The 25,323-nt window shown below is 63.4% G+C and carries 22 protein-coding genes, 1 pseudogene and 1 other annotated feature; of the genes and pseudogenes, 5 read left to right on the top strand and 18 right to left on the bottom strand.

The annotated features are described in order from the left end of the window. Positions 1–166: 166 nt before the first annotated feature. Positions 167–284, top strand: a sequence feature (AL1L pseudoknot). Between the two features lie 101 nt (positions 285–385). Continuing rightward, positions 386–1,591, top strand: a complete 1,206-nt coding sequence (gene istA / locus CGU34_RS10910; protein WP_100814104.1) for an IS21 family transposase — start codon at positions 386–388, stop codon at positions 1,589–1,591. Beyond that, positions 1,591–2,379: an IS21-like element helper ATPase IstB gene (gene istB, locus CGU34_RS10905; RefSeq protein ID WP_100814103.1), complete on the top strand. Its 789-nt coding sequence runs from the start codon at positions 1,591–1,593 to the stop codon at positions 2,377–2,379. Before istA ends, istB begins: the two co-directional genes overlap by 1 nt. 563 nt (positions 2,380–2,942) lie before the next feature. Here istB and CGU34_RS10900 read toward each other — a convergent pair. From CGU34_RS10900 to CGU34_RS10840, 12 genes and pseudogenes are all read right to left on the bottom strand, one after another. Then, a complete protein-coding gene (locus CGU34_RS10900; RefSeq protein ID WP_100814102.1) occupies positions 2,943–3,905 on the bottom strand; it encodes a hypothetical protein in 963 nt (320 codons plus the stop codon). Then, positions 3,902–4,831: a glycosyltransferase family 2 protein gene (locus tag CGU34_RS10895; RefSeq protein ID WP_100814101.1), complete on the bottom strand. Its 930-nt coding sequence runs from the start codon at positions 4,829–4,831 to the stop codon at positions 3,902–3,904. Before CGU34_RS10895 ends, CGU34_RS10900 begins: the two co-directional genes overlap by 4 nt. Before the next feature lie 18 nt (positions 4,832–4,849). Next, on the bottom strand, positions 4,850–6,064 hold the full coding sequence (locus tag CGU34_RS10890) for an aminotransferase class I/II-fold pyridoxal phosphate-dependent enzyme (RefSeq protein ID WP_232711645.1): 1,215 nt from the start codon (positions 6,062–6,064) through the stop codon (positions 4,850–4,852). Positions 6,065–6,568: 504 nt separating this feature from the next. Beyond that, positions 6,569–7,564, bottom strand: coding sequence for a glycosyltransferase family 2 protein (locus CGU34_RS10880; RefSeq protein ID WP_100814099.1), 996 nt, complete (start codon positions 7,562–7,564; stop codon positions 6,569–6,571). A gap of 112 nt (positions 7,565–7,676) precedes the next feature. Next, positions 7,677–8,555 (bottom strand): glycosyltransferase family 2 protein, encoded by an 879-nt coding sequence (locus CGU34_RS10875; protein ID WP_157811282.1) that lies wholly within the window; start codon positions 8,553–8,555, stop codon positions 7,677–7,679. A gap of 5 nt (positions 8,556–8,560) precedes the next feature. Then, positions 8,561–9,808 (bottom strand): acyltransferase family protein, encoded by a 1,248-nt coding sequence (locus tag CGU34_RS10870; protein ID WP_100814097.1) that lies wholly within the window; start codon positions 9,806–9,808, stop codon positions 8,561–8,563. A 15-nt stretch (positions 9,809–9,823) separates the two neighbouring features. Continuing rightward, a complete protein-coding gene (locus tag CGU34_RS10865) occupies positions 9,824–10,561 on the bottom strand; it encodes an ABC transporter ATP-binding protein (RefSeq protein ID WP_100814096.1) in 738 nt (245 codons plus the stop codon). Beyond that, complete coding sequence (locus CGU34_RS10860; protein WP_100814095.1) at positions 10,561–11,397, bottom strand: ABC transporter permease; 837 nt, start codon at positions 11,395–11,397, stop codon at positions 10,561–10,563. Before CGU34_RS10860 ends, CGU34_RS10865 begins: the two co-directional genes overlap by 1 nt. A 138-nt stretch (positions 11,398–11,535) precedes the next feature. After that, positions 11,536–12,093, bottom strand: a pseudogene (locus CGU34_RS10855) (dTDP-4-dehydrorhamnose 3,5-epimerase family protein); the annotation flags it as partial. Between the two features lies 1 nt (position 12,094). Next, positions 12,095–13,093, bottom strand: a complete 999-nt coding sequence (gene rfbB / locus CGU34_RS10850; protein WP_100814093.1) for a dTDP-glucose 4,6-dehydratase — start codon at positions 13,091–13,093, stop codon at positions 12,095–12,097. Then, positions 13,093–13,962 (bottom strand): glucose-1-phosphate thymidylyltransferase RfbA, encoded by an 870-nt coding sequence (gene rfbA / locus CGU34_RS10845; RefSeq protein WP_100814092.1) that lies wholly within the window; start codon positions 13,960–13,962, stop codon positions 13,093–13,095. The genes rfbB and rfbA overlap by 1 nt, the downstream gene beginning before the upstream one ends. Positions 13,963–14,020: 58 nt before the next feature. Further along, on the bottom strand, positions 14,021–15,154 hold the full coding sequence (locus CGU34_RS10840) for an NAD-dependent epimerase/dehydratase family protein (RefSeq protein WP_100814091.1): 1,134 nt from the start codon (positions 15,152–15,154) through the stop codon (positions 14,021–14,023). Positions 15,155–15,299: 145 nt separating this feature from the next. Between CGU34_RS10840 and CGU34_RS10835 the strand changes: the two genes are divergently transcribed. After that, on the top strand, positions 15,300–17,537 hold the full coding sequence (locus CGU34_RS10835; RefSeq protein WP_100814090.1) for a hypothetical protein: 2,238 nt from the start codon (positions 15,300–15,302) through the stop codon (positions 17,535–17,537). Here the strand turns inward: CGU34_RS10835 and CGU34_RS10830 are convergent. From CGU34_RS10830 to CGU34_RS10810, 5 genes are read right to left on the bottom strand one after another with little or no spacing between them, the layout of a single operon-like run. Beyond that, positions 17,509–19,299 carry a hypothetical protein gene (locus CGU34_RS10830; RefSeq protein ID WP_100814089.1) on the bottom strand — a complete coding sequence of 597 codons (1,791 nt, stop codon included), beginning with the start codon at positions 19,297–19,299 and terminating at the stop codon, positions 17,509–17,511. The genes CGU34_RS10835 and CGU34_RS10830 overlap by 29 nt on opposite strands. Beyond that, positions 19,299–20,228 carry an NAD-dependent epimerase/dehydratase family protein gene (locus tag CGU34_RS10825; RefSeq protein WP_157811281.1) on the bottom strand — a complete coding sequence of 310 codons (930 nt, stop codon included), beginning with the start codon at positions 20,226–20,228 and terminating at the stop codon, positions 19,299–19,301. The genes CGU34_RS10830 and CGU34_RS10825 overlap by 1 nt, the downstream gene beginning before the upstream one ends. Then, positions 20,212–21,222 carry a glycosyltransferase gene (locus CGU34_RS10820; RefSeq protein WP_198517753.1) on the bottom strand — a complete coding sequence of 337 codons (1,011 nt, stop codon included), beginning with the start codon at positions 21,220–21,222 and terminating at the stop codon, positions 20,212–20,214. The genes CGU34_RS10825 and CGU34_RS10820 overlap by 17 nt, the downstream gene beginning before the upstream one ends. After that, positions 21,219–22,052, bottom strand: coding sequence for a glycosyltransferase family 2 protein (locus tag CGU34_RS10815; protein ID WP_100814088.1), 834 nt, complete (start codon positions 22,050–22,052; stop codon positions 21,219–21,221). The genes CGU34_RS10820 and CGU34_RS10815 overlap by 4 nt, the downstream gene beginning before the upstream one ends. Next, positions 22,049–22,585 (bottom strand): GtrA family protein, encoded by a 537-nt coding sequence (locus CGU34_RS10810; protein ID WP_232711644.1) that lies wholly within the window; start codon positions 22,583–22,585, stop codon positions 22,049–22,051. Before CGU34_RS10810 ends, CGU34_RS10815 begins: the two co-directional genes overlap by 4 nt. Before the next feature lie 181 nt (positions 22,586–22,766). Between CGU34_RS10810 and glf the strand changes: the two genes are divergently transcribed. Both glf and CGU34_RS10800 read left to right on the top strand, forming a co-directional pair. Continuing rightward, positions 22,767–23,903, top strand: coding sequence for a UDP-galactopyranose mutase (gene glf / locus CGU34_RS10805; RefSeq protein ID WP_100814087.1), 1,137 nt, complete (start codon positions 22,767–22,769; stop codon positions 23,901–23,903). 292 nt (positions 23,904–24,195) lie between these two features. Beyond that, positions 24,196–24,453 carry a hypothetical protein gene (locus CGU34_RS10800; protein WP_100814086.1) on the top strand — a complete coding sequence of 86 codons (258 nt, stop codon included), beginning with the start codon at positions 24,196–24,198 and terminating at the stop codon, positions 24,451–24,453. A gap of 12 nt (positions 24,454–24,465) precedes the next feature. Here the strand turns inward: CGU34_RS10800 and CGU34_RS10795 are convergent, their stop codons facing one another. Then, complete coding sequence (locus tag CGU34_RS10795) at positions 24,466–24,954, bottom strand: nucleoside deaminase (RefSeq protein WP_100814085.1); 489 nt, start codon at positions 24,952–24,954, stop codon at positions 24,466–24,468. Between the last annotated feature and the right edge of the window lie 369 nt (positions 24,955–25,323).

Here is a 25,323-nt window from a genome sequence, read left to right as displayed (position 1 = left end):
ATCAGCTCGGGATACCGACCAACACGCTGCGCCACGGGGTGCACCGTGCGGAAATCGACGGTGGTCTGAGACCGGGCCGCTCCACGGATGACGCGGAGCATATTGCTGCCCTCGAGCGTGGAGTTCGAGAATTGCGACGAGCGATCGCGATCCTGCGGAGCGCATCGGCTTTTTTTGCGGCGGAGCTCAAGCGCCCACGAAGCTGAAGGTCGATTACATCGACGCGCACAGACAAGGACGACTTCGGGGTCGAGCCGGTCTGCGAGGCATCGCCGATTGCCCCCTCCGCGCACTACGCGGCCAAGACCGCCGAACTTGTCGGCGACGGTTGAAAACGAGGCCATAGCGACGGGCGAAAACGAGGCCACCCAGACAGATTGGGTGGGTGATCTCGGTGGAGGATTGGGCATTGATTCGGCGGCTCGTCGCGGATGGAGTTCCGCATCGTCAGGTCGCGAGGCAACTGGGCATCGGCAGGTCAACGGTCGATAGAGCATTGGCGTCGGATCGGCCGCCGAAGTATGAGCGGCCGGCGCAGGAGACGTCGTTCACGCCGTTCGAGGCGCGAGTGCGAGCGTTGCTGGCGGAGCATCCGGAGATGCCAGCGACGGTGATCGCGGAGCGGGTCGAATGGTCGGGGTCGATCACCTGGTTCCGGGAGAACGTGCGTCGGTTGCGGCCGGAGCATCGCCCGGTTGACCCCGCTGACCGGCTCAGCTGGGCTGCTGGTGATGCGGCCCAATGCGATCTCTGGTTCCCACCGGCGAAGATCCCGCTCGAGGACGGCACGAGCGTGCTGCTGCCCGTGCTGGTAATCGTCGCCGCGCACTCACGCTTCGTCACGGCAAAGATGATCCCAACGCGCAAAACCGAGGATCTGCTGCTGGGGTCGTGGGAGCTGATCCAGCAACTCGGCCGTGTCCCGCGCAGGCTGATCTGGGACAACGAGCCCGGCATCGGGCAGAAGGGTCGGCTCGCACAAGGCGTCGCCGCGTTCGCCGGCACCCTCGCCACCAAGGTCGTCCAGCTGCGCCCCTACGACCCCGAATCGAAGGGGATCGTCGAGCGCCGCAACGGCTGGTTCGAGACCTCGTTCATGCCCGGCCGCACGTTCACTTCACCGGCGGACTTCAACGCTCAACTCGCAGACTGGCTCGAGAGAGCGAACAGCAGGGTCGTGCGGACGATCAAGGCCCGCCCGGTCGATCTGATCGAGCACGACCGGTCCCGGATGCTGCCGCTCCCGCCGATCCCGCTGCAGCTCGGTTGGCGAGAGCGAGTAAGGCTGGGACGCGACTACTACGTCCGTCTCGACGCGTCCGATTACTCCGTCGATCCGCAAGCCATCGGGCGGCTCGTTGACGTCACCGCCGACCTCGACCGGGTTCGGGTTCGGCTCGACGGGCGGATCGTCGCTGACCACGCCCGCGTCTGGGCGCGCGGGAGCACGGTCACCGATCCCACGCATGTCGAGACGGCGAAACGGTTGCGGCAGCAGTTCCAAGCTCCCCGCCCTGCCGCCCTCGGCGACGACCTCACGAGGGATCTCGCAGACTACGACCGGGCGTTCGGGATCGAAGGAGTCGCGTGATGGCCGGCAAGCAGACCGAGTCGATCAAGCAGATCACCTACCTCGCCGGCGCGCTCAAAGCTCCCCGGATCACCGAAGCCGCCAGTCGGATGGCCGACCAAGCACGGGACGCGGGCTGGTCGTTCGAGGACTACCTCGCCGCCGTCCTCGAACGCGAAGTGAGCGCCCGCAACGCCTCCGGCGCGGAGCTGCGGATCAAAGCGGCCGGGTTTCCCGCGCGGAAAACGCTCGAGGACTTCGACTGGGACGCCCAGCCCGCGACCCGGCAGCAGATCGCCGCTCTCGCATCGGGAGGCTTCCTGCTCGAAGCGCAGAACGTGGTCCTGCTCGGCCCGCCCGGAACGGGGAAGACGCACCTCGCGACCGCACTTGGGATCGTCGCCGCACGGCACGGCCACCGGGTGCTGTTCGCGACCGCGACGGACTGGGTCACCCGCCTCACCGACGCGCACCGGCAAGGGAACCTCCCTCGCGAGCTCGCACGGCTGCGACGTTACGGACTGATCATCGTCGACGAAGTCGGCTACCTCCCCTTCGAGCAAGACGCCGCGAACCTGTTCTTCCAACTCGTCTCGAGCCGCTACGAACACGCCTCGCTCATCCTCACCAGCAACCTGCCGTTCTCAGGCTGGGGCGGGGTCTTCGGCGATCAAGCAGTCGCCGCCGCGATGATCGACCGCATCGTTCACCACGCCGACGTCCTCACCTTGAAGGGCGCCAGCTACCGGCTCCGCGGACGCGGGATCGACAGCCTTCCGAGCATCAGAACCCAAGATCCGGCAGACTGACCGAACGACAACCAGGTGGCCTCGTTTTCACACGTCGCAATGGCCTACTTTTCGAGCGTCGTCGACAGAACTCTCGGCACGGTCGGTCATCGATGAGGTCGCATTGACACGGATCCGACGCGTTCATTCTTAGAACCACAGCGGCTACAGGGTTCGGAAGGTCCACGCGGTTGATGCGCGGTGACGAGCTCCGCGGGGTAATGCGGCACCGGGGACCGCGCACGACCCTTCCCGGGCTCCTTCCGAGTTGCCTCTGGATCTGGTCGAGCGGGCGTTCACTCCTACCGCGCCTGATCGGCTCTGCGGTCGCCGGATACATCGATTGGTGCAACCACTGCCGCTGAACTCCGCGATCGGCAGGATCGCTTCCGTCGAGGTCGAGCAGCACCCACTACGATTCACCAAGTCCCCGCTGCGCTCCGCGAACCGGTCACTGAAAGCCTCCGATGAAGCCGGGCGCTACACACTCGCACCACATGATCGTGGAACTCACGGTAATTACGACTGGACACGGAGCCGCTCACGAACGGACGGGCGATCCCGGCTCGCATCTCTGCCGCGGCCTAGCGCGAGTCGATCACTTCCATCATCTGGTCGACCCGCACACGGACCGAGCGCCCGGGGTCAGCTTTGGCTCGCATCTCTGTCGCGGTATCGATACTGTGCTGCTTGATGTCAAGCGTGTCTCGGAGTTCTAGGATGCGATCTGCCGCGGCCCGCGTATCTTCGGGCAGATCGAACACGGTCTCGAAGTCGTTACCGAGGGACAGGGTATCGTGCCAAAACGTGATGGCGCCGGTCGCGGCCGCCTCCATCAACGCAGCGGTGTATTTCCCATCGATCATCGTCTGGTGTCGAACATCGCGTGCCACATGCACAAATCCGTCGTGCCGACGATAGGTCTTGATCGTCTCGGCGTGGCTCACGTAGCCTAAAGGCATCACGCTCAGGCGGATACCCACTTTCGCAGCTAGTGCGGCCCGCCGGTGTGCGCGAAGTCCCATCTGGAGGCGAAGTTCATCATCCAAAGGTGGATACACCTCGTGATGCAGCCCGGACTTCTTCATGATCGATGCGCTGCGCTGCCAGTCCTTTTGGGCGGTTCGGCTCGAAACGTGCACTAGTGAGTCGAGGGTTGATCGGTACCGTGCAGGAGTTTGTTCGAGGAGTCGGACGTTGATGCTCACCGGGAAAATACGTAGTCGGTCTGAAGTCGAATAGGCAACCTCCAGCGGTCCAGGATTTACGAAGACGAGGTCGTATCGGTCATTGATCAGTTGGAGATCAGCGTCGCGGACGGCGAGATCGTGCAACGGATTGTGCCCGAATCCGGGGAACTGAATCAGAAAGCGACTACTTGCGGGTAGCTCTGAGCCCGACCGGATGACGTCGGGGCCAAAAGCGAGCAGCGATACACCAGGGTCCGGCTGATCGACGAGGATGAAGTATTGCTCGAAGTGTTCCAGTTCCCAACCGAGGAAATGCCGGGCCGCGCCGACGTGGATGTGCAGCGGCGGACGAATCATGAGTCTCGGCGGTCGAACCGGTGAGAATTCATGAAAGCGTGCACGTCGGGCGTGCCCGCGAACCGCACCCCGGCCTCCCGCATCCTTCTGATCAGATTTCCGTCCCCCGGCTCTTCCACTCTCCAGCTCTCCTCGTCGTAGCTGAAGAAACGGAGGCCCTCCAGGTAAATGGAGGATTGGAAACTGAACTTCCCAATCACCGGCGGATCGGAGAAGATGAGTTCCTTTGTGCCCTCGTCGAGGTCACGACGAATGAGTGCACCGTACGCGAGCTCGGCACGTTCGCTTCTTGCCAACCGCAGGATGCGCTCGATGTGGTCGTCCGCGAACTCGTCGTCGTCATCGAGTGGCGCGATCCACTTGCCTTGTGCCTGCCTCGCAGCCTCGTTCATGGCCGCCGCACCGGCGACCATCCAGCGCAGATGCTGATGTTGAGGATAGTCAGTACGCCGAGGTAGCTCGCTGTATCGGATCTTGTCATTCCCGAGAGCCTTCAGCGCCGCCTGCGTACGCGGATTTGGTCCATCATTTACGACGACGATCTCGATGTTGTCGTACGTTTGCTTGAGGACCGATTCAATGGCGACGTCGATGAGTTGCTCGGTGCGGTCGAAAGTCGCAATCCTTACCGAGACGAGAGGATTGTCGTCATCCCATAGTTCGTCGTATCCGGATTCCTCACGAAATCTCGCGAGCCGGTCGCGGGAGTCCTGGATATGGTCCCGCTGTCGACGCTCGGACTCGATCTCGACTTCTGCTCGAAGCACGAGACGTTGCAGGATCGCATCTTCTTCGCGCCAACGAATCCGAGTTTCATCGAGCATTCCTCTTTGCCGGCTCTCGAGTTCAGTGAGATGGGCGTGGATCTGGTCGAGGCGGCGTTCCAGCCGGTCGCTTTCGGCGTCGGGATCGTTGTCTCGCGTCATGTGTTTGGCTCCATCCGGTCACTGCTTCAACGTTGCGAGCTCTAGCGCACTCAGAGCTCGTGCAGGGAGGTCTTCGTATACGGGTAGGCAGGCGATACGGGAGCTGATCAGGGCCGTCCCGTGGAGGTCACCAGCTATCGCGGCGTCCGCGAAGGTCGGCTGCTCGTGCACAGGCGGCGCGTAGTACACCCTCGCCTCGATGCCTTGGTCCCGAAGACTCGTCACGACATGGTCGCGAGTGTCGCGATCAACGAAGACGACGGACGCGAAGCACACCGATGATTGGTCCGCGTTAGGGACTAGTCCGCCGGCGCCTGTCGACTCAAGGACCTGACGGTAGCTCTCGAGGACTCCGCGTCGGGATTCAATCACCGCGTCGAATCGAGACAGCTGTCGAATGCCGATGGCGGCGTTGATCTCTTGTAGTTTTCCGTTCGTTCCGGCAGCGGTCGCGCCCTGCAGCCCGGAGAAGCCGAAGTTTGAAAACTCGCGCGCGCGCGTCGCTATCTCGGCGTCCCGAGAGAAAAGTGCACCGCCCTCGCCAATGGCGAACGGCTTCGTCGCATGAAATGAAAACACCTCGCAGTCTCCGCGCGCCCCGAGTCGATGGCCGTCAGGATAGCGCGACCCGAAACCCGCGGCCGAGTCGATGATGAGAGGAATCCCGGCGTCCTGGGCCATAGCCTCCCACTCGGCGACCGAGGTGCCGATTCCGAAGGTATTGCAGAGGAGGATTGCCGAGACCTGGTCGCCGTAGTCGTTGAGCGCGCTGCGCGCGTGTGCCGCTGAAGGCTGAAGAGTCGCCGGATCGATATCGATGAACAGGGGCTGATGCCCAGCAGATCGGATAGCGTGCGGACCGGCTGCGAAAGTAAACGATGGGACGATAACGAGCCCGGCCGGCTTTCCCGCCAGCATGACCGTGAGGGCAGCCTGCAAGCCGATCGTCGCGTTCGAGAAGGTGGCGGCGCTCACTTCACCGACATAGGCGGCGATCTGCTCGCGAAACCGACGCTCGAAGGGGCCGAAGTTCGTGTACCAGTTGGACGAGACTATCTGTGACACATCAGCTGCGACTTCTTCCGGCGGCGGCATCACTGGCTTGATGAAAGGAATGTCAAAGGGCATGAAGCCATCCTTCCTGAGAGCGTGCCCGCCGAGCTGGGGCGCCAACATAGAGAGCGCCGCCGGCCAGATTTTCGAGGACAACTGCTCCAGCGCCGACGACTGCACCCGCGCCGATCTCAATCTTGTGTGAGACCGCCGCACCGAGTGCGATATATGTGCCTGCACCGATATGACTGTCGCCACCGACGTGGGCTCCGGGACCGAGGGTTGCGTACTCCTCAAGGATCGTTCCGTGCCCAATCGTGGCACCCGCATTCACGAGCGTATGTGGACCCAATCGAACACCGGTCATGATGACTGAGCCGGGAGCGACGATGCACCCCGGCCCAATTTCGACGTCGGCGGCGATATATGCGTGGCGCGAGATTATCTTGGCGTACCGATGTCCCGGCCATCGGGAAACCAACTCCCGGCGTGCGCCCGGTGCGCCGATCGCTGCCACGACGGGGACATCGCGGTCTGACGTCGACGGTTCAGAGATCGAAACGGTCCGGAACGCGGGATTTGACGGAGCGAGAGCGAGGTCTACCGCGAGAAAATCGGGAAGAGTATCTGCAAAATCCGCCGTCTCCCGAGCCTGCCCGCCGGCTCCCAGGATCGCATAGTTGCTCATTGGCTCGACCGTGACGGAATGACCCGGCGTACCGCCCGCTTCGTGAATCGGGCGCCGGATGCCGCGTAGCGGAGAACACCCCGGACCGGTTCCGTGATTCTCCAGGATCGACTCGTGTATATCGCCTCAAGCCCGCCCCGGACGTTATTGAGTTCAGAGCGAGCGCTGAGAAGCGCGAGGATCTCCATGACTGTGCCCGGGGGGAAGATAATCGGGGACTCATTGAGTCTCGCGATGACACGCGCTTGCGACGCTTCCCATTCGGCCGAGTGATGGCTCGTGTACGACGATTCGATCCCCTCCCACCGCCGGTAGATGGCAGTCAGTTCGTGCACCTCTTCAACTCCGCAAATGAGGGAACCACGCAGGATCATGTCCCAGTCCTCGCACACATAGAGCTCTTCATCGAAGCGCAGACCGTATGTGTGGAAGAGCTCTCGTGGAAAGGCCCAGCCCATAAAGGGGGAGTAGTTCATGCCGAAGTGAGCGAGTTGGTCGAAATGGGCGGGGTATTCGGTGTTGGGCCAACTCGTATGCCGAAAACCATCCTGATCTTGCGGCCACATTTCTGGGATGGCCCGCTGAGACGCGACGCGAGCCCGCAAGAGCCGACCGGGCGCGCGCTCAGCCGAAATGCGGAATGCCTCGACCCAGTGCCCGAAAAGAAGATCGTCGTCATCGTAGAAGGCGATATATCGTCCCTGTGCGCGTTCGGTCGCGACGTTGAGCGGGCGTGCCCTGCGGCCGCCGGTGACCTCGATGGTAGAGATACGTTCCCTGAAGCTTGCGGGCTGTGATTCCACGAGCGCGCTGATGCTGACGGCGGAAGCGGGGTCGGCATCATGGCACACGAGGAGGACTTCGAAGTCCGCGGAACTCTGGCCGTAGAGGCAGAGCATCGCGTCCGCGAGAGCCTCCAGCCTGCGACCCTGCGTTCGAACGACGACGGAAAGAAACGGGCGGTTCTCCGAGTTCTGCCGCTCGGTCTGCACAGACAAAATGTCTATTGCTCGCCGAAGGCTGGGGTCAGCGCTAGCGCCGTCACCCAGACGCGTGAGCAGTGACATCAGAGTCGGCCCGCTGAAGCTCGAACCCATCGGCTGATCAGAATCGGTGGATGGCATAAAAGTCACCTAAGAATTTCGCAACACGGTGGTCTGGGTCGAGCTGACGTGGCAGTGTTCCGGCCGAACGACGCGAGCGGAACTTCGACGCAGCTCGTTCCAGGAACGATATCCCGCTGGAATCGAACTGCTCCAACAGAGTTTCTACGCGCTCATCCGCAGAGTATTTCTGCGCGAGCATCAGAGCCGCCTCGGCTGAGTAGTACCGCTCGGCAGCGGATGTTGGCCAATCGCCGTCGATGGTCAGGCGCTTGTCATGGAACACGCGGGCACTCGGTTCGAAAACCACTCGATATCCGTCGAGACGGACTCGCCACGAGTAGTCAACGTCATCGCCATACAAGAAGAAGGCATCCGCGTCGAACCCGCCTACAGCCTCGAAGACTGTTCGAGGCGTGATCGCGCACGCAGTTGAGGCCCAAGCCGTGTCGCCTGTGTACTGCTCGTATTCTTTCGGATGGTCGAGGGGGAGCTGTCTTGCTTCGACAATGCCGACGTCGGGATGCATTGCGCGCAGGAGCGAGGAAATCGTGTCCGGGCTCATCCGGATATCGGGGTTCATCACGATGATGAAGTCGCTGCGCGATTCGCCGGCAACACGGTTATGACCAGCCGCTGAGCCGAGGTTCTCGTCGAAGTACGTGTAGGCAGCTTCGCCGCCGAAGCCCTCGACTGCTGTCCGCCAAAGGTCTGCGGACGATTCCGAGAACAGCGGCCTCGGCGAGCAGTCGCCGAGTCGATACTCCCAATCACCGATCAGTCCTGCCGCCATCGCCCGCTGTGCCGAGTTTCCCGCGGCCTCCGCGGCGCGAAGAATGGCGCCCGGGTCATTGCCGAAGAGCACTGATTGGATGGCCAAGCGAGTCATCTAGCCGCCCCGTCGGTCGAGTCTTTTTCGGAGAGTTTGTGCGGGGTGCCGCCCCATGATGAGCTACCGCGGCGCAATAGCCACGGCAAGCCCTTTCCGGGACCCCATGACTTGAGCGCAAGCGCATGCTTCTCAAGGCAATGCCAGCTGAGCCATGCTAGCCCGAAGGTTATGACGATCGTCAGTGACACATAGGGCACGTATCCCCATTGATTCGCTCCCGCAGCCGCGAGGCTTTGCTGCACGAGGAAGCCGTAAACGTAGACACCGTACGAATAGTCGTTCCGAGCGCCGATCCACTGCACGCTCCGTGGCAGGCGAGCTGCGAGGTAAAGGACCGCGTAGCCGCCGGCGACGATACCCAAGGTCAAGAACCCGCCGGTCAGAGCTGTTGCGATGAACACTGCTATCGCGCCGATACCGATCCTGTCATCGAAGGCCACTGTGTCCGAGTAGATCCCGAATGTTGATCCGACGAGGAATGCCAAGGCGAGGAAAAGTACCTGTGGGTCTCCGAGGAGGGGAAGTACCTGCGCGATACTTCCGGGCGCAGCGAGTGAGATCGCCTGCGCGACGAGCACCAGGCCCGTCAAGACTGGAACGATGATGCGAGCTCGAGACAACACTCCCGCTATCGCCAGCACCGCGACGAGCATGTAGCAGCCCCACTCGTATGCCAACGTCCACAAGGAGCCGTTGAGCACACTCGCACCGCCCAGCTGCTGGCCGTAGGGCGTTCCGGAGAAGACATCGAGGATGCCGTAGTTGTTGATCGTTAGCGTCCAGTTCGCGGTGATGTACGCGAACGGGCCGTTAGATGTCCAGACAAAGTAGTCGGAGAGTTCTGACCCGCGGCGGAGCCACGCCAATGGACCGACGACGAACGCCCCGAACGCCAAGACGCCCCAAAAGGCTGGGAAAATTCGGATGACGCGCCGCCACAGAAATTGAATGATGTCTGCGCTGGCGCCGCTCTTCACGATGAGGTACCCGCTGATGACGAAGAACCCGCCGACGGCGATCCCACCGAGTGACGTTTGCCCCCGGGTGTACTGCCAGAACGGGTCTTCGCCAAATCCCCCCAGAGGGAAGGCATGGTCGAAGATGACGAGCGTCGCTAGGGCAAGACGTAACAGCCCCAGGGAATTCCGGTGCCCGTCCAGCGCACGCCCGAGAGAATGGTCGGGAAAACTACGCCATGACCGTCGCGGTGAGGGTAGGTCGGTGGGGCCTGCGGCGGTCATCCAACCCTCCGCTCGTTATGCATCGCCATGAAGCGAAGCGAGATATTCATCTATCACGGAGTCCGGACGACCTGTGGTGACGAGGTGGCCGTCTCGTAGCCACGCGACCTCGTCGCACATGGTCCGTACAGCATCCATAGCGTGGCTGACCAAGATCACGGTCCGCCCCTCGCGCCGGAAGTCCGAGAACTTGAGTGCACACTTCTCCTGGAACTCGGCGTCGCCGACCGCGAGGACCTCGTCGACGACAAGGATGTCAGGCTCAACGTTGATAGCTACGGCGAAGCCGAGGCGCACGTACATTCCGGAGGAGTAGTTCTTGACGGGCTGGTCGATGAAGGCCTCGACGCCCGAGAAATCGATAATCTCGTCGAGCCGCGCGAGGATTTGCTTTCGGCTCATCCCGAGGATCGAGCCGTTCAGGAAAATGTTCTCCCGACCAGTCAGTTCTGGGTGGAACCCCGACCCCACCTCGAGAAGGGCCGCGACCTTGCCCTCGGCACGAATCTCGCCCTCGTTCGGAGTGAAGATCTTCGCGAGGCACTTCAGAAGGGTCGACTTGCCGGACCCGTTGCCTCCGATAAGGCCATACGTCGATCCTGCCGGGACGGTGAAGCTCACGTCGCGGACCGCCCAGAAGTCCTCGTGCACGGACATCCGCCGACGCATAACGGCCGACTTGAGACTCTGGTTCCGCTCTTTGTAGAGCCGGAACTTTTTCCCGACATCGACGACGTCCACTTGCCCCTTCATCACAGCAGCTCCGCCAAGCGTGCATCCCTGCGCTGAAAAACAAACAGGCCGATGGTCAGAGCCGCCGCCGCCCAAGCTGCGCAAATGAGGAACGAGATCGGCTCGGGAGCTCTGTTGTCGTAGAGCATCGTTCTGAATATGTCCACGAATCCTTCCATGGGGTTCAGACGGAACAGGTCCAGCGGCGTGATGTTGGTGCCTGCGATTCCGCCGGTGTTGACCGACAGATCGGCGACATACGAAAGTGGGTAGATGATCGGCGTTGCGTAGAACCACAGCTGGAACAGCAAGCCCATCAGATACTGGGTGTCTCGGAAATAGACGTTCGCGACTGAGAGCATGAGGGCAAAACCAGCAGCGAAGAGCGCGAGCAAGACCATGGCCACGACGACCAACGGCAACCAGGGCCACACCACGGCCCCCGCGATGGAAAGCGCAATGATGAGAACCAACATCTCGAGGCACCAGGTGTAGGCGATCGAAGCGATGACCGAAAGGGGCAGCACGATCCGCGGGAAATACACCTTCTGGATGAGGTTCTGATTATCTACGAGCGAGCCCATGGCGAGACTCACAGAATTCGCGAAGAAGAGCCAGGGCAGCAAGCCGGCGAGGAGCCAAAGCGCAAATATGTTCAGGCCGCTCGGATCGCCGGGACCTGGCTGAACGCGCAAGATCAGCGAGAACACCACTGTGTAGATAAGCATCAGGGCCAAGGGATTTGCCAAGGACCAGAGCTGTCCGAGCACTGTCCGCTTGTACTTGCCTCGGATCTCCCGGAGCGCCAGGTTCGCTAGCAGCTCGCGCGCCCCGACGACCTCCTTCAGATAGCCCATATCTCTCCGTCGCACGTTGTGGACACAAATCACCCCAATCTACCTGAGCGATGCAGCTGACGCTGTCAGATCGCTGGACCGGGATTCCCGCCTGATCCGGACTGACCGCCCTCAACGCGCCGGGCATCGTCATTCGTGCGGCAGCGGCGTCAACACATCAAGGAACGGGTGCTGCAGGTCCTTCGCCGAGAGCTCTGCGTCTGCGAGAGGAATCGGCCACGCGATCGCAACTGTGGTATCAGCGACATTGAGGAATGTGTACTGCGCTTCGGCCGACCAGTGCTCATTGACGAGGTAGCTGTAAGACGTGTGTTGGACGAGCGTTTGATAGGAGTTTCCGACTCCGCGCGGCACGTAGATCGCGGTGGAGGGGTCTAGCTCCGCGGTGAATATGGTGCCGAACGTCTCTCCCTGTCGCAGATCGACCCACGCCCCGAACACGCTGCCGGAGGCCAAGGAAATGAACTTGTCCCACGGTTCCGCGTGGATGCCGCGGGTAGTTCCCGCTTTTTCATTGAAAGAAATGTTGTTCTGCACAGGGTGGAAATCGGGCAGTCCCGCCGAAACCATTTTTTCCTGTTGCCAGTTCTCCTTGAACCAGCCTCGTGAGTCGCCGTGCACAGGGATGTCCCATAACTCGAGCCCGGGGATGGTGGTGTCGTGTCGAACTAGTTCTTTTCCAAACTCCATCGCCACTTCACTGCCCCTTCGAAGCATAGAAGGCTTCAACGCGGTCCTTCGTCGGCGCCCACCAGTCCTCGTTTTCGCGGTACCACTGGATGGTCGCCGCGAGACCGGCCTCGAAGTCCTGGAAAGACGGCCGCCAACCGAGTTCCGCTCGAAGCTTCGTCGAGTCGATCGCGTAGCGCATGTCGTGTCCTGCGCGGTCGGTGACGTGGTCGTAGGCATCGCGCGGGCGGCCCATGAGCTGCAGGATCATCTCAACGACGTCCTTATTGTTCTTCTCGCCGTCTGCTCCGATCAGATACGTTTCGCCGATCGTGCCCTTCTCGAGGATCGTGAGTACCGCTGAGGAGTGGTCGTCGGCGTGGATCCAGTCGCGCACATTTTCGCCGGCTCCATAGAGCCGGGGCTGGATGTCTCGGATGACGTTCGTGATCTGGCGCGGAATGAATTTTTCGACGTGCTGGTACGGCCCGTAGTTATTCGAACAATTAGAGATCGTCGCTCGAACGCCGAAAGACCGCACCCATGCGCGCACCAGGAGGTCGCTCCCGGCCTTGGTCGACGAATAAGGAGAGGACGGGTTGTAGGGCGTGGACTCGGTGAAGCGTTGCGGGTCGTCGAGCTCCAGATCGCCGTAGACCTCGTCGGTCGAAATGTGGTGGAACCGCGTATCGTGCCTGCGAGCCGCCTCAAGCAGCGTGTAAGTGCCGATGATGTTCGTCTCGAGGAACGGTCGCGGATCATCGAGCGAGTTGTCGTTGTGGGATTCGGCGGCATAGTGGATCACCGCATCTGCAGATCGGAACAATTCGTCCACGAGTGGGGCGTCCGCGATATCGCCGTGGACGAAGGCGAGACGGTCGTCGGGGAGCCCGTCGAGGGAGCGTCGGTTCCCCGCGTAAGTGAGCTTGTCGAGGACCGTCACGTGGTGATCGGTATGGGAGACCACATGGTGTACGAAGTTCGATCCGATGAATCCGGCTCCACCTGTCACGACGAGACGTGCCATTAGCGACCTCTTTCCAACGTGTCGAGCAGATACTTTCCGTATCCGGATTTGACGAGTTTCGCGGCGCGTTCCCTCAACTGGTCGTTATCGAGGAATCCCTGCCGCCACGCGACCTCTTCCGGAACACCGATTCTCAGACCTGTGCGGCGCTCCATTGTTCGCACGTACTCCGCGGCGTCCGTCATCTGATCGAATGTGCCTGTATCGAGCCAGGCCGTTCCGCGCGGCAGTACCTCGACGTGCAACGATCCGCGGGTCAGGTACTCGCGATTGATGTCCGTGATCTCATACTCGCCGCGATGGCTTGGGACGAGATTGCGTGCGATGTCGACGACGTCGTTGTCATAGAAGTACAGCCCGGGAACGGCGTAGTTGCTTCGCGGGTGCTCAGGCTTCTCTTCGAGAGAGATCGCGCGGCCCTCGGCGTCGAACTCCACGACGCCGTAGGCCCCGGGGTCAGCGACCCAATATGCGAAAACAGCGCCGCCGACGACGTTCGTGTATCGCTTGAGCTGCGTTCCCAGGCCTGGGCCGTAGAGAAGGTTGTCGCCGAGAACCAGGGCGACACTGTCGTCACCGATGAAATCGGCGCCAATCGTGAATGCCTGAGCGAGGCCGTCCGGCGAGGGCTGCTGTGCAAAGGTGATGCTCACGCCGAACTGTGACCCGTCGCCGAGCAAACGCTCGAAATGTGCGGCGTCGTGGGGCGTGGTGATGACCAGGATGTCGCGTACACCCGCCAGCATCAGCGTCGAGAGGGGGTAGTAGACCATCGGTTTGTCGTACACCGGGATCAATTGCTTCGACACGCCCAGGGTGATCGGATGGAGACGGGTGCCGGAGCCGCCCGCCAAGATTATGCCCTTCACAAGGGTTGTCCTTCCACGGCCCGTGGGGCCTCTGTCATCGGTTGTTCGGAGAGCGTCGTCACTTCAAGAGGTTGCGTGCTGCCATTTCATCGAGCGAACGCTGATACATATCTTCTGTGAGCGGCTGCTCGGCGGCCCATGCCGCGAATCTCCGAACGCCCTCCGTGAACGGCACTCGGGCGCGGAAGCCGACGGCCGCTTCTATCGCCGACACGTCAGCAACGTTGTGTCGGATATCCCCGATCCGGAAACTTCCGGAGACTCTCGTCTTCGCTGCCCGGCCATAGGCCTCGGAGAGAGCGGCAACGACGTCCAGCACGGTAGTAGCGGTGCCGCTGCCCACGTTGAAGATCTGACCCGCGGCAGCGGGGGAAACCGCCGTCATGTAGGTGGCCTCCACGACATCGTCGACGTACACGAAGTCCCGACTCTCGAAGCCGTCTTCGAAGATGTTGACTTCCTTGCCCTGGCGGATCAACGAAGAGAAGATCGAGAGGATCCCCGTGTACGGATTGTTCAGAGATTGTCCGGGGCCGTAGACGTTCTGATATCGCAATGAGACCGGCTCGATTCCGAGCGTCGGAGACGCGGTCATCACCAGCTGTTCCTGGACCTGCTTCGTGATGCCGTATATCGAGGAGGGATGCAGGAGCGCGCTCTCGCGGGTGGGCACCATCGACAGCGGGTCTGCGCCGTTGAGATGAACGTCGAAGTCACCCGCGAGCAGATCTGCTTCCCGTCGGGGCTCCGGGTACACGGTCACGCCGTCGGCAGAGCGATAGGAGCCTTCCCCGTACACCGAACGCGACGACGCGACCACGAGGCGCGAAACCGCGTTCTCCTCCGCCGCGAGGATGTCGAGCAGCCGCGCGGTCCCCTGGATGTTGACGTTTGTGTAGCGGTCGATTTCGTACATCGATTGGCCTGTGCCGGTCAGGGCGGCGAGGTGGACGACGATGTCCTGGCCGCCGACGACCGAACGCAGGTCGTCGCGTGATGTGACATCCCCGATCACCACGTCGGACGCGGCCCGGGCTCGCTGCAGTGACTCAGACCGATCCGGGTCGTCGCCGTGCACCTGCGGCAAGAGGCAGTCAAGGACCGTCACGACATCTCCGGCACCCGCGAAGCGTTCGGCGAGGCGGCTACCGATGAACCCGGCGCCCCCTGTTATCAGTACGCGACGTGGCATATCGGTTCACGCTCTCGACTCGGTGGGTGGCTGACTTCTCCAACAGCCCATCCTGCCATGTGTGGCTGACGAGGCCACGGCGGTGGTGAGCCGGTCGCGATCAGCGTCTCTTGATAGAGTCACCACGATTCATGGAAGGGGCCCGATGTCCGCCGCAGCCGTCGAGCCTCAGACCGACAGATCACCGTCGGTCGCGCGAACCCCATCGCGCGGGAAGAGCCCGTTTTCGGCTGTCGTTTGGTGGCCGCTCGCGGCGGTGCTGGTCACGATCTTCGTCGCCTCCGCGCGGCTGCTGGTCACCCCTGAGTTCTACTTCGCCGACGACACACAAACCGGAACAGCCGGGCAGTGGTGGAGGATCGGCGAACTTCTCCTGAGCGGACAACTGCCGTTCTTCGATCCGCACACCTGGACGGCTGGCAACTATCTCGCCGAGGGTCAGTGGGGCGTTTTCAACCCGTTGAACTGGGTGATCGGCATTGTCACGCGACTCGCTGGCGACGTCTTCGTCACCGTCACGGTGGTCAAGATCACGATGCTCGGAGTGATGGCGCTCGGCGTGTACCTGCTCGCCCGGAGCTTCTCGGCAGACGCTCCGTGGGCCGCGGCGGCCGGTGTCCTTGCACCGCTGGGCGGATTCACGGTCTACATGGACGCGGCGTCCTGGACCACCGGGCTGTTCGCGTCGGCTGTGCTGCCCTGGGCCTGGTGGGGATTGCGCCGAGTCGTCGAGGAAAAACTAAACCCCTTCCCGTTCTTGATCGCGGCGGGCATCCTCATCACGTTCGGATACGTATTCGGTGTGATCGTCCTGGTGTTCGTCCTCGGGGAATCGCTGATCCGAGCCATCCTGCACCGGGATCGGTGGCGCATCGCCAGCACCCTTGCGGCGGGCATCTACTCGGCCCTCCTCACGGTCACGGTCTACCTCCCCAGCGTCCTCACCGCTCCCGTGACGGTGCGGGGCACAACCTCGATCGCCAACGGCGGGTTCCTGAACGCGGATCTCGCAGATCTGGCTGCGACGTCCTCGGCATTGGCGACGGGGAGTATCGGGTCGTGGGCCGGAGGCGTGACGGAGTCCCCTCTCATGTACGCCCTGTGGGCTGTGCCCGCGTTCGCCCTGTTTCGACCGTCACGAGCGCTGATGGCCCGCCTGATCCCTGCCCTGGTGGTGGGCGGGCTGGTGCTGCTGCTCGTGACGGGTCCCGACCAGATCGGCCCCATCCGGTGGCCCGTGCGGTTCATGCCCTATGTCGTGATCGCCGTGGTCGTCGTGTTCGCGGCCATCGCCTCCGAGGCGCGCCCGCTGCGTTCGCCGCGTCGCGCACTGGTAACTGCGCTGGCCATCATCGCTGGGTCGGGATGGTTCAGCGCGGTGAGCACGACGTGGGAATGGCGGCAGATCGCCTTGTCGATGCTGTGCCAAGCCGTCGGTGTCGTCGTCCTGTGGGGGCTCTTCTATCGCGGGGTCATCGCGTGGCCGAGAGCCCAGGCGGCCGCGGCGGTCGTCGCCGCGGGTGTCGGGGTGCTTCTCGTCGTGCCCCAGATGGCTCTGTTTCCGAGCACGATCCTGCCGAAACTTCCCGTGGTCGACGCGGCGGAGTCCGCGTCGATCCTTGATGGCATGCCCGACGATGTCATCGTCGTCGGGGATATCTACGCGAGTTGGGAAGACGCCGCCAGCTATGAGGAGCGACTCGTCGCCAACCAGTGGTACTTCTCTGACAGCACAGTGAGCAGCACCTATACGGTGCTGCCGTTCCGTGACTACGTGAGGGATCTGTGCGCGGATCTGCGGGGTTCTACGTGCTCCGACGCGCTGGGAACGCTGCTATCGACCGACACCGCGACCGGCCAAGAGGTTTCCGCGTTGCTCGGCGTCAACACGATCGTCGTGATCAAGGCATCCTTCCCCGACGGTGTGCCCGAACCGCCGGCGGGGTGGAGTACGGCGGACGACGGTGTTTATACGCGCGTGCTAAAGCGAGACGCGCCGGTTGCAACAGCCGGCGGCGTCGCATGGGAGTCCGCTGGGACGACGGTCGAGGTCCTCGAGCAGAGCGACTCCAGACTGGAACTGCGTGTCGGCTCGATCGGGGACGACAGCCAGATCGTTCTGAGCCGGCTCGCCTGGCCTGGATACACTGTGTCCGGGGCGACGTTCGCTGCCGAGACGCGAGGCTACCTCGCGACGCTGGATCTGTCGGAGGCTCAGACGGGAGACGTCATCGTCGTGCAGTTTCAGCCGCCCGGATGGTGGGTAGAGATGGTGAGTCTCTTGCTCGCCTTGATCGTGTTGGCTGGCTGGCCTGTCGCGAACCGGCGCCTGCGGACGTTGCTGGATCGTCGATCTACGGCGTCGATAGCCGCCACAGCGTGATCGAGCCAGACCCGTCCGTGCCGGCATAGTCGAACGAGTCCTCCCGTGTCTTCTCCGCGCCGTCCAGGACGGGTGTAGTGGCGCAGGTAGAGTCGGTCACCAACCAACGCGTGTCGGAGACGACGAGAGAGTCAGCGGGAAGCAGATCGTCGTCGCGTCCGCTCATGACCTCGCTCACCGCATCGACCTCTGCAGGCCAGGCCATGCCGAGATAGAAGTACGCGATCGGAGCGGCGGAGACAACCTTCGTCGTCCGGGGGTCGATGCACGTGTCAGAGACGATCAAGCCGCCCTTCGATGAATCCGCCGCGTGCGCCGCGGCCGCGATCGCGCTCTCTCGCGATGATCCCGGGTTCCAGGTCGCGTTCATCGTCGCGTCCGTCGAGTACAGCCACAGGTCGGCGAGCGATACGACGTAGACGAGCGCGCAGACGGCTACCCCCGCTCGGATCCACGGCGGGGTCGTCCGGGTCGCGTGTTGGTCGCTCGACCGCGCCTCGGTCCGTGTGGGTACGCCGCCGTAGAGGCGCGAGGCCCCGAGTGCAAGAACGACCCCGCCGAGCAGGAACAGGTCGATCCAGAAACGGTAGGGCTCGGCGTTGGCACCCCACAGGTCGTTGAGGGCGAGCATCGCGGCCGTTACAGCCGTGCCGATCAGCGCGGCGACCCCGAAGGTGTCGCGACGGCGCGCGGCGATGATTGTGATGAGGAGGAACGGCAGTACGACGGGTAGGGAGGCGATCGCCGTGCGGAGGTCGACCACACCGAGGTTGACGTTCGATGCGACGCGATAGGCAAGGAACGGATCGCCTCCGAGGATGCCTGACACGGTCCATCCGATCTGCGGCGCGGCGGTCGCAACGGTGATCGCGGCGTAGAGCGCCAGCGCTCCCCGTGTCGCCAGCAGACCGCGAATCAGCCCGGGGGCCGCAGGCAGGAGGCCGAAGACAAGCGTGGGTAGCTGACCGACGCGGTCCGCTATGAGCGGTCCGGCCAGAACAACGACGAGGACCGCCGCCGCCGTTGCGGCGATCCATCCCCAGTGCGCTCGTCGCAGATAGTTCGCGGCGAGGATGGCGGACACGAGGTAGATGCCCGTGATGAAGCTGTAGGTCTGGAACCCCGAGAGGCTGCCGAGTGCGGCGGCGGCCAGCACGCTCACCGTGATCCGGGCACTCCGGCGAGCAGGCCGCGCCCACACGAGAGCAAGCGCGGAGAGGACGATCACGATGATCGACAGGCCCGCGGTCTCGGCATTGTTCGAGAAGAGCACGCCGTACGGGCCCCAGAGCACGGCGTGGTGTTCGAGCCCGGTGAGCCATGATCCAGACGTCACGGCCGACAGGGTGCCGGTGAAGAACGGCAGCGGCGCGAACGCCCCGACCCACCACCGCCGAGCGAGCACGCTCATCACGACCGAGAGCATCACGACGGCGGCAATCTGGATGAGCGATGAGATCAGGTTCCACGCCGTGACCGCGTCCATGCCCGTCGCTCGCGCCGCCAATCCCACGAGTGCGTAATACGTCCGCGGATAGTGGTTCACACCGGTCACGGTGACGGGCTCGACCGAGTCGAGATTGCCGGTGGCGACATCCGCGACGATGCTGAGGTAGCCCAGCTGGTCATGCCAGAAGGCCGTCCGGAGCGCCCGGAATGCCCCCGGATCGGCCGTCAGCACGACGCGCAGCTGCACCGCGGCGTACACGATGGCGGCGATCGTCGCGGCAAGGGCGGTGAGTAGCCGAGAGCGGGTGGACATCAGCGGTGTCCTCGAGCGAGCTGAGCGAGCTGAGCGCGGTAGAGGTTGTCCAACCCCTCGGGGATCGTCGTCTTGACCAGCGCGTCGAGATCGGTCCACACCTCTGAGCGCACACGCAGGTCGTTGGCCTGTCCGCGCGGATCACCCTGGCCGAGGATGACGCGTGGCCGTCGTCGCCTCAGCTTCGTGTTCTCGCCGAGGATCGCGCCGATAGATTGCGCCGTCATGGCGCCCACGATCTTCGTCACGATCGTGCCGGCTGGTTCGAACGCGACGCGGCTCACCGCTGCATCGATCACTCGCGCGCAGTCGTCCTCGTAGATGTAGTCCCTGAGGGTGTCCAGCGATACGTAGATGGACACGGGGCGGTGCGTCACGTAGCTGGCGACGATGACCGAGAGCAGCCCCTGGCCCTTGGCGAGATCCTGTCCGGGCCCGTAAAGGTTGGTGATCCGTGCGACGAATGATCGCCAACCGCCTGCAACGGTGGCAGCTTCGAGTGCCCGCTCCATCCGAAGCTTCGTGTGACCGTACGCAGACGACGGCGCCGGTTCCGTCCGCTCCGTGAAAGGAGGGTGCGGCGACGCCGCATAGGCTCCGCCGACGGACGACGCGAGGAAGAACGCGAGCCGGGCTCGGTCTGCTGCGGGAAGCGCAACCAGCAAGCGCAGGAAGCCGTCGAAGGTATCGAACTCGGCTTCGAGCTGGGACGGGGGCGACGATGTGACGCCTCGGCCCGCGCACCAGTAGATCTCCACCCGAGTCGCGTCGGTCGAAAGGAGTCGGCGAAGTCCGGTGGCCAGGTCTGCATGGGCCCGTTCCGCGTCGGCCCACTGGACGGGCGCTTCGAGCGGTGCGTCGTCACGTGTCCGGGAGACGGCGGATCCGAGCAATCCCCGCCCGATGACCCACCTAGCGGTCTGTGTCACGGCCATCGTGGCCGAGAGGCCCCAGCGCCGGGTCTCGGACGATCAGGTACGAGGGTTTGCCCAGTGCGGCGTGCACGGCGACGCCCAGATACTCGGCGATGATGCCGAGCGAGACGAGGATGACTCCGGTGCCGACGGCCGAGAGCACCATCTGCGACGTCCACCCCTCCGGGATGTCGCCGACGGCGAACCTCATGACGACGAGGTAGAGCGCGAACAGGATTCCGCCGACGAAGAAGACGACTCCGGTCGCCGTTACCAGTCGCAGCCCGCGTGTTCCCGAGGTCAGGACCATTCGCCAGAAGTGAGCGAACAATCGCCGATAGGAGTAGCCCGAGCGTCGGTCTCCTTCTTCCCGGAGAAGCACGGGGGCGGTTACAACCCGCGCTGCGACCCATCCCAGAGCCACGTCCAGGTACACCCCGGTGCCGGCGTAGGCGGCGACGCTTCGCCCCACCTCGCCGAGGATCAGTCGATAGCTGTTGAAGTGCGACGCTTTGCCGCCGCCGAAGAGCGACTCGAGCATGCGCTTGGACGTGCGCGACGCCGTGTTTCGGACGAAGCCGTGGGGCGGTCGATTCTCGGGTTCGGCATAGACCACGTCCGCGTGGTCTCGCAGGGCTACGTCCAGGATCACCCCGACATAGGCCGGGTCGTGCTGCCCGTCCTCGTCCATCGTCACGATCCAGTCGCCGCCGGATGACGCGATTCCCGCCAAAGTCGCGGCGTGCTGGCCGTAATTGCGACTGAGCCACACCGGCTTTATCCACGTGTGCTCGGACGCCAGCTCGCGGATGACCCGACCGGAGTCGTCCGGTCCGCGGTCGTACGAGAGGATGACTTCCTCGACCCGGGCCGCGTTGCCGGCCGGGGTCCGGAAGCCCTCGACGAGGGGGATGAGTTCGTCGATCAACGCGCGCAGCGTGCGCGCTCCCTGATAAACGGGAACGACGACGGACACGGAATGCGTGTACTCCGGGGCGGGCTCGGTCATCGCATCCTCCTCTCCAGCACTCGGTAGGACAGCCTGCGCGCGTGCGCCATGAGCGTCGCCCGAATATCGCCGATAGTGCGATCCACGCTCGAGATCACCGTCGGGTGCTCGGCGTGCAACCACCCGTGGAATCCTCGAGCCTGCGACGCCTGGTCGCGGGTGAGCGCGACGCTCCACTGCGCCGAGCTCATCCTGAACGTCGCGCCGACCTCGGGGTCGGGCACGAACGAGCCATGCAACAGAACACGTGAATAGCTGGCTTGATCAATCAAGTAGGGGAAGCTGTCGAACCATCCGCCGCACTCGACGAAGGTTGCGCGGCGCATCGTGACGGATGCGGGTTCGCCGAAAAGGTTCGATCCTGCGAGAACGGCCTTGCGTATCGCAGCGTCGCCGGGCATCGGGGTGCGCAGTCCGCGGAGCCCCCAGCCGGCCATCAAGACCTTGCCGTCTGCGTCGACGATGTCGCGCCGGCATGCCGTGAGAACGGCGCCCGAGGCGCGCAAGAGCTCGACCTGACGTGCCAGGGTGCCCGGACGCAGGATGTCATCACCGCAGACGAGCTTCATGAACTCGCCCTGGGCGGCGTCTGAAACACGGTTCCAGTTGCGTCCCGCGCCCCCGCCCGCCTCCGTGTCGAGGAGCGTCACACGGGGATCGGCGGCGTACCGCGACATGACGGCGCGTGTGTCATCGGAGGACGAATGGTCCGCGATGATCAACTCGAAGTCCAGGCCCTCTTGAGAGAGCACGGAATCGATCGTCTCGGCGAGCGTGCGGCCGTTGTTGTACGCGGGGATCACCACGCTCAGCGTGGGTGCGCCGCTCATTCGGCGACCTTCCGGCGGAAGGAGAAACGACTGTGCCCGAAATAGCTGATGAGTGTCGTCACGAAGACGATCAGCGCCTGCGCGACGATGGGCTGGAGGTGCGCGAACTCGACGAGGATCGGAAGCAGAATCGCGTTCACCCCGAGTGCAGTGAGGTAGACCAACTCGAATCGTCCGAGATCCACCCACACGTGCCCCCGCACACGGAAAACGAACTTCCGGTACAGGATGAAGGCGCACAGGACCGCGGCGACGTGGGCGAACAGAAGCGTCGCCATGTAGCCCCAGAGGCGGCCGATCGTGAGGTCGAAGAGCACGAACCATCCGAAACCGACCACCGTGTTGGTTACGCCCACGATGAGGAACGCGATGCGTCGGTCTTTAATCAGTCGAAGGAGGGGGCCGTCGGGGCCGGACATGCCGCCGATTGCTTCTGCGGCCGGCTCGGGGGCGGGGCCCTCTTGCGGATCGCGGGGATCGCGCGCGTCGGTCACCTTGTCCGTCACCTGTCCTACCGGGGTCTCGTTGGTCATCGTGTAGCGCTCGCGGCAGTCCCGGGCGGTGTAAAGAGTACCGCAGCGTGTCTCCGTCATTCCTGGGCGCGCGCCGCGGACCCAGCGATCGTGAGCCGCGCCGGTAGAATCCATCGGGAGTTGCGCCGCCCGTGTGAGGTGATGCAAACGCAGTGCGCCCTCCCCTCACGAAAGTAACGCCATGGATCTTCTCATCGTCGGCTCAGGTTTCTTCGGCCTGACGATCGCCGAACGCGCGGCCGAATCCGGCCGCAAAGTCACGGTTATCGACCGTCGCCACCACATCGGCGGCAACGCGTACAGCGAGGACGAGGCCGAGACGGGTATCGAGGTGCATCGCTACGGGGCGCACCTGTTCCACACCTCCAACCCGACCGTGTGGGAGTACGTCAACCGCTTCACGACTTTCACCAACTACGTGCACCGCGTCTACACGAACCACAAGGGTGTCGTGTATCCGCTCCCGATCAACCTCGGCACGATCAACCAGTTCTTCCAGGCCGCGTACTCACCGACCGAGGCGCGCGCGCTCGTTCACGAGTTGGCAGGCGAGTTCGACGTCAGGGATGCCGCCAACCTCGAAGAGAAGGCCATCGCGCTGATCGGGCGGCCGCTATACGAAGCCTTCATCCGTGACTACACGGCCAAGCAGTGGCAGACGTCACCGACCGAGTTGCCGGCCGAGATCATCTCCCGCCTGCCCGTGCGATACACCTACGACAACCGGTACTTCAACGACACCTGGGAAGGGCTGCCGACCGACGGGTACACGGCGTGGATCGAACGGATGGCGGATCACCCGAACATCGACGTGAAGCTCTCGACCGATTTCTTCGACGAGTCACAGCCGCTGAACAAGGCGGCCACCGTCGGGCAGCTTCCCATCGTCTATACCGGGCCGGTCGATCGATACTTCGACTTCGCGGCGGGTGAGCTGTCGTGGCGCACGCTCGACTTCGAAGAGGAGGTGCTGCCCGTCGGTGATTTCCAGGGCACCCCGGTCATGAACTACGCCGACGCGAACGTGCCCTACACGCGCATCCATGAGTTCAAGCACTTCCACCCGGAGCGCGCGGACCGGTACCCCGCCGACAAGACGGTCGTGATGCGCGAGTTCTCGCGCTTCGCAACGCGCGAGGACGAGCCGTACTACCCGGTCAACACGCCAGAGGACCGCTCCGGTCTGCTCGCCTACCGCGAGCTGGCGAAGGGCGAGAAGGATGTTTTGTTCGGCGGCCGTCTCGGGACGTACCAGTACCTCGACATGCACATGGCGATCGGGGCCGCGCTGTCGATGTGGAACAACCAGCTCGCGTGACTCGCGCGTGACCCCGATGAACGTTCCGCTGGCGTGGGCGGCTCAAGAATGTAAAACGCGCGGTTAGGCTCGTCGCGTGAAGCGCTACCTACCCGTTGCGGCAGTCCTTGCCGTTGCACTCGCGATCTCGAGCTGTGCCGCAGAGCCCGAAGCGGCAGCCCCATCGTCTCCTGGCGTTAGCAATTCTCCGACGGTATCGGTGTCGCCTTCAACCCACGCGTCGGATTCGCCTGTCGTGACATCCTCGCCGGAGCCCATCGCGTCACCTACTTCACCTGCGCAGCACGAGTTGATGAACATCGCCGATCGACTGGGCCTCGCCGACTTCACGCTCCGCGGCACCGCCGACTACGTCTCCCAGTGGGGAGTGGGAAGACTTGACGGGAGCGAAGTTCGCATCTACGAGTTCGCGTCCGAGGACGAGTACCTGACCTACCTCGACTCGGTGGCCCCGTTCGGGATCGTCGCGGACGACTTCGTGAAACAGGGGCTTTACGCCGTCGCGCCGACGGATCGCGGCCAACTTGAGCGCATCCGCGCCGCGCTCTAGCCCGAGAAGCCTTCAGACCCAGAAGCCCGTGTGCGCCTGGGCGGCCTCGTCCTCGAGCATGGGTCCCACGACCTGGACGGTGCGCTGACCCCGGGCGAACACCTCGCGGCACGGGAGGTCGAGTGTCGGGTTCTCCTCGTGCGCACCCGTGAGTGAAAGCAGACGCCTCTCAGAGAGCGCATAAACGACGCGGTCGATGCCTGTCCAGTAGGCAGCGCCCGCGCACATCGCGCACGGTTCGGCGCTTGTGAAGAGGGTCGATCCGCGCATCCCGTCCGGGCCGAGAAGTCGCGCGGCAGCGGCCACCGCGCGCATCTCCGCGTGCTGCGTGGGGTCTCCGTGGGGCGGCAAAGAGTTGTTGCCGTAGGACGACACGATTCGGCCGCGGACGTCGACGACCAAGGACCCGAACGGATGCGACCCTTCGGCGCGCGACTGCTCGGCGACGCGGATGCTCTCGCGCAAGTGGCCGAGATCCTCATCGCTCAGAGATGCGGGCATGAAACTCCTAGTTGTGCTCGACGCGGGCTGACTTTCGCTGTCAGAACAGTTGGTATGCCGATTGAGAGATGGTGAATCCCCGCCCGGTCGAAGAGATTACGCACGTCACGCTGTCACTGTTTACTGAGCAACTCGTTCCCTCGAACCGGATCGACTTTCCGGCGGCGAGAACAGGAATTTCTCGATCGGGATGTGCGAAGCGGTCCGGATACAGAAAATAAGAACCTGTCGTGGGATCCGCCATGACGGACTTGACAAACGGCTCGCGGTCTGCGGGCTGGGGAATAACGTCGCGATAGGAATCGATCGTGCAGGAACCCGACCCTGCTTGCCCAGCCACGTATCCTGAGGTCAAGATTCCGCATATTA

This window comes from Microbacterium lacus, assembly GCF_002812805.1.
Classification (GTDB): Bacteria; Actinomycetota; Actinomycetes; order Actinomycetales; family Microbacteriaceae; genus Microbacterium; species Microbacterium lacus_A.
This window is presented reverse-complemented; position numbering and strand designations above follow the sequence as displayed.